Raw genomic sequence first — 4,082 nt, 5'->3', positions numbered from 1 at the left:
GAACTTGGCGGAACCGGTGATGTTGGTGCGCTCGCCGACGTTGACGAACAGCGAGTTGCGATCGATGGTGAACGGTTCCAGGCCCGAGAGGCGGCAGGCCTTGGGAATGTCCGGAATTTCGCGCGGGGCATAACCGGCCACGGCTTTGGCGATGGCTTCGATGTGGCCCGGCGTGGTGCCGCAGCAGCCGCCGACAATATTCAGGAAGCCGCTTTGGGCGAATTCTTCGATGACCTTGGCAGTTTGCGTCGGCAGTTCATCGTACTCGCCGAATTCGTTTGGCAAACCGGCGTTCGGGTGCGCGGACACGTGGGTGTTGGCTTTGTTCGACAGTTCTTCCAGGTATGGGCGCAGTTCGCTGGCGCCCAAGGCGCAGTTAAGGCCGACCGAAATCGGTTTGGCGTGGGCCACGGAGTTCCAGAACGCCTCGGTGGTCTGGCCGGACAGGGTACGGCCGGAGGCGTCGGTGATGGTGCCGGAAATCATGATCGGCAACTCGATGCCCAGCTCTTCGAACACACCTTGCACGGCGAAAATCGCCGCTTTGGCGTTGAGGGTGTCGAAGATGGTTTCGATCAGGATCAGGTCGGCGCCGCCCTCGATCAGGCCTTTGGTGGCTTCGGTGTAGTTCTCCACCAGCTCATCGAACGTCACGTTGCGGTAGCCGGGATTGTTGACGTCCGGCGACAGCGAGCAGGTGCGGCTGGTGGGGCCGAGCACGCCAGCGACGAAGCGCGGCTTGTCCGGGTTCTCGAGGGTTTTCGCATCGGCGACCTTGCGGGCCAGGCGTGCGCCTTCTACGTTCAACTCGTAGGCCAGTTCTTCCATGCCGTAATCGGCCATGGAAATCCGGGTGGCGTTGAAGGTGTTGGTTTCCAGAATGTCGGCGCCGGCGTCAAGATAAGCCTTCTCGATGCCGCCAATCACGTCGGGACGAGTCAGCACCAACAAGTCGTTGTTGCCTTTGACATCGCTCGGCCAGTCGGCGAAGCGTTTGCCACGGTAATCCTGCTCCTCGAGCTTGTAGCTCTGGATCATCGTGCCCATACCGCCATCGAGAATCAGAATGCGCTCTTTGAGGGCGTGCTTGAGAGCTTGAAGGCGAACACTGCGATCGGACATTGGGACTACTCGGAAAGACCATGACGAAGGGCCGGGATAATAGCAAACCTGTGCGCTTTTAGAGCATGTTCGGGTTTTGCATGAATATCGTTCATGTTGGAGAGGGCGCCGGACCGGTAGAATCGCGGCGTTTTTTAAAGGATCGGGACCAGGGACATGTCGTATCGCGTCGTCATCAGCAGTGTTTTGCTGTTTTTAAGCTGGGGCGCAACGGCGCAAGACCCGGCGGTTACTGCTGGCAGTTCCTCTTCCATTTCCTACACCCGTGACATTCAACCGATCTTCACTGAAAAGTGTGTGGCCTGCCACGCCTGTAATGACGCGGCCTGCCAGCTCAACCTCGGCAGCGGCGAAGGTGCGGCACGCGGCGCGACCAAAGTCCCGGTGTATGACGGTGATCGTGGCCAGGCGGTAACTCCAACCCGTTTGTTTTATGACGCGAGCGGCAAACAGGCCTGGCAGCAACTGGGTTTTTATTCGGTGCTCGACGCCCAGAGCAATCAGGCTGCCTTGATGGCGCGGATGCTGGAGTTGGGTCATCGAACGCCACTGCAGCCCAACGCCAAATTGCCTGCAGAGATCGTCCTGGGCCTGAACCGGGACAACATGTGCGCGATGCCCGGCGAATTTGATGGGTACGCCAGCGCCCATCCAAAGGAAGGCATGCCGTTGGCAGTCACCGGCCTGACCGATCAGCAGTACCAGACGCTGCAACGTTGGCTGGCTTCCGGTGCGCCGATCGATGAACAGGGCCTGGTGCCGAGCGCCAAAGAAGCGTTGCAGGTGGTGCAGTGGGAGAACCTGCTCAACTCGGCGGGCGCCCGGCAAAGCCTGGTGGGGCGCTGGTTGTATGAGCACTGGTTTCTCGCGCACCTCTATTTCAAGGACGGTGAACCGGGTCATTTCTTTCAGTGGGTGCGCTCGCGCACACCGACTGGCCAGCCCATCGATCTGATCAATACCCGTCGCCCGAACGATGACCCAGGTAACCAGTTTTACTACCGGCTGTGGCCGGTACAGGGTGTTATCGTCCACAAGACCCACATCACTTACCCCTTGAGTGCCGCGAAAATGGCGCGGGTCAAAAGCCTGTTCTACAGCGGCAACTGGCAGGCCAATGCGCTGCCCGGCTATGGACCGCAGAGCCGGGCCAACCCGTTTGCCACCTTCGAGGCAATCCCGGCCCAGGCGCGTTACCAGTTCATGCTCGATAACGCCGAGTATTTCGTGCGCACCTTTATTCGCGGCCCGGTTTGTCGGGGGCAGATCGCTACCGACGTGATCCGGGACAACTTCTGGGCGCTGTTCCAGGCACCGGAACATGACCTTTACATTACAGACCCGAACTATCGCGGCCAGGCCACGCCGTTGCTGGCGATGCCGGGGCAGAACGACGATGTCGGCAGTGTCTTGAGTCTGTGGCGTGACTACCGCGACAAACGCAACGAATACGAGGCCTTGCGCCGGGACAACTACGCCGAAATGCCGGCACCGAGCTGGTCGACCCTGTGGGCGGGTAACGACAATGCGCTGCTGAGCATTTTCCGTCATTTCGACAGTGCTGCCGTGACCAAAGGCCTGATTGGCGATGTGCCGCAAACCATGTGGTTGTTCGATTTCCCGCTGCTGGAACGTACTTACTATCAGCTGGCGGTGAATTTTGACGTGTTCGGCAACGTTTCCCATCAGGCTCAGACACGCCTGTATTTCGATCTGATTCGCAATGGTGCCGAGCAGAACTTCCTGCGCCTGATGCCTGCGGATTCGCGGGACGATTACCTCAGCGACTGGTATCAGAGCGGCGGCAAATTCAAGATGTGGTTGAACTATGAAGCCATCGACGACGATACGCCCACCGCGCTGAAACTCGACGAAAAAGACCCCAAGCGCGACTTTGCCCTGCAGTTGCTGGCACGCTATGGCGACCTCAATGCCAACCCTGATCCGATCAACCGCTGTAACGGAGCCTATTGTTCCCGGCCGAACATCGACCCTGACTTGCAAAACGCCGAACAAGCCCTGAGCATGCTCACGGCACGACCCGCCGCGGGGCTCAAGGTTATCGATCAACTGCCGGAAGCGACCATGCTGCGTATCGAAACGGCCAGCGGCCAACGCGTGGTCTACAGCATGTTGCGCAATCGAGCCCATAGTAATGTGGCGTTCATGCTCGGCGAGTCGTTGCGCTATCAGCCAGGCCTGGACACGTTGACTATTTTTCCTGGGGTACTCAGCAGCTATCCGAACTTCATGTTCAACATTCCCGCCGGGCAGGTACCTGCGTTCGTCGAAGCCATGGAAAACGCCAAGGACGCCGATCATTTCGAGAAAATCGTCGAGCGTTGGGGAATCCGCCGCAGTCACCCGCAATTCTGGCAGTACTTCCATGATTTGAGCCGCTACATCCACGAGACCGAACCGTTGGAAGAGGGCGTACTCGACATGAACCGCTACGAAAACCTCTGAAACACCCATTCTGTAGGAGCAAAGCTTGCTCGCGATGACGCCGGCACATTCAGACTCAACGCTGGCTGGCCTGACGCTATCGCGAGCAAGCTTTGCTCCTACAGAGGAGTAGCGTCGGAATCTTTCCCGACAAAAATACTAGGACTTTGTCCGCGGCGATGATTGGCGTAAACTGCGCCCAAGCCTGCGAGGAGTTTCCATGACCGCTATTACCATTACCGACGCCGCCCACGATTACCTGGCTGATCTGCTGTCCAAGCAGAACACCCCGGGTATCGGCATCCGCGTCTTCATCACCCAGCCTGGCACCCAGTATGCAGAAACCTGCATTGCCTACTGCAAACCTGGCGAAGAAAAACCCGAAGACACGGCGCTGGGGCTCAAGAGCTTCACCGCTTATATCGATTCGTTCAGCGAAGCGTTCCTGGACGACGCGGTTGTCGACTACGCCACCGACCGCATGGGTGGCCAGCTGACCATCAAGGCGCCAAACG

General features: G+C 58.8%; 3 protein-coding genes. 2 read left to right on the top strand and 1 reads right to left on the bottom strand.

Annotation, left to right across the window (positions count from 1 at the left end):
• Positions 1–1,122 (bottom strand): homocysteine S-methyltransferase family protein (locus D8U18_RS28095; protein WP_177435075.1); only part of this gene is annotated, 1,122 nt, incomplete at its 3' end.
• Between the two features lie 156 nt (positions 1,123–1,278).
• Here D8U18_RS28095 and D8U18_RS28090 point away from each other — a divergent pair.
• Both D8U18_RS28090 and D8U18_RS28085 read left to right on the top strand, forming a co-directional pair.
• Complete coding sequence (locus D8U18_RS28090; protein WP_131109225.1) at positions 1,279–3,588, top strand: fatty acid cis/trans isomerase; 2,310 nt, start codon at positions 1,279–1,281, stop codon at positions 3,586–3,588.
• A 199-nt stretch (positions 3,589–3,787) separates the two neighbouring features.
• Positions 3,788–4,082 (top strand): iron-sulfur cluster biosynthesis family protein (locus D8U18_RS28085; RefSeq protein ID WP_277752500.1); only part of this gene is annotated, 295 nt, incomplete at its 3' end.

The sequence above is a fragment of the Pseudomonas sp. Sample_10 genome (assembly GCF_004321495.1).
Taxonomy (GTDB): Bacteria; Pseudomonadota; Gammaproteobacteria; order Pseudomonadales; family Pseudomonadaceae; genus Aquipseudomonas.
The sequence above is the reverse complement of the archived record's forward strand: the minus strand, read 5'-3'. Positions and strand labels throughout refer to the sequence as shown.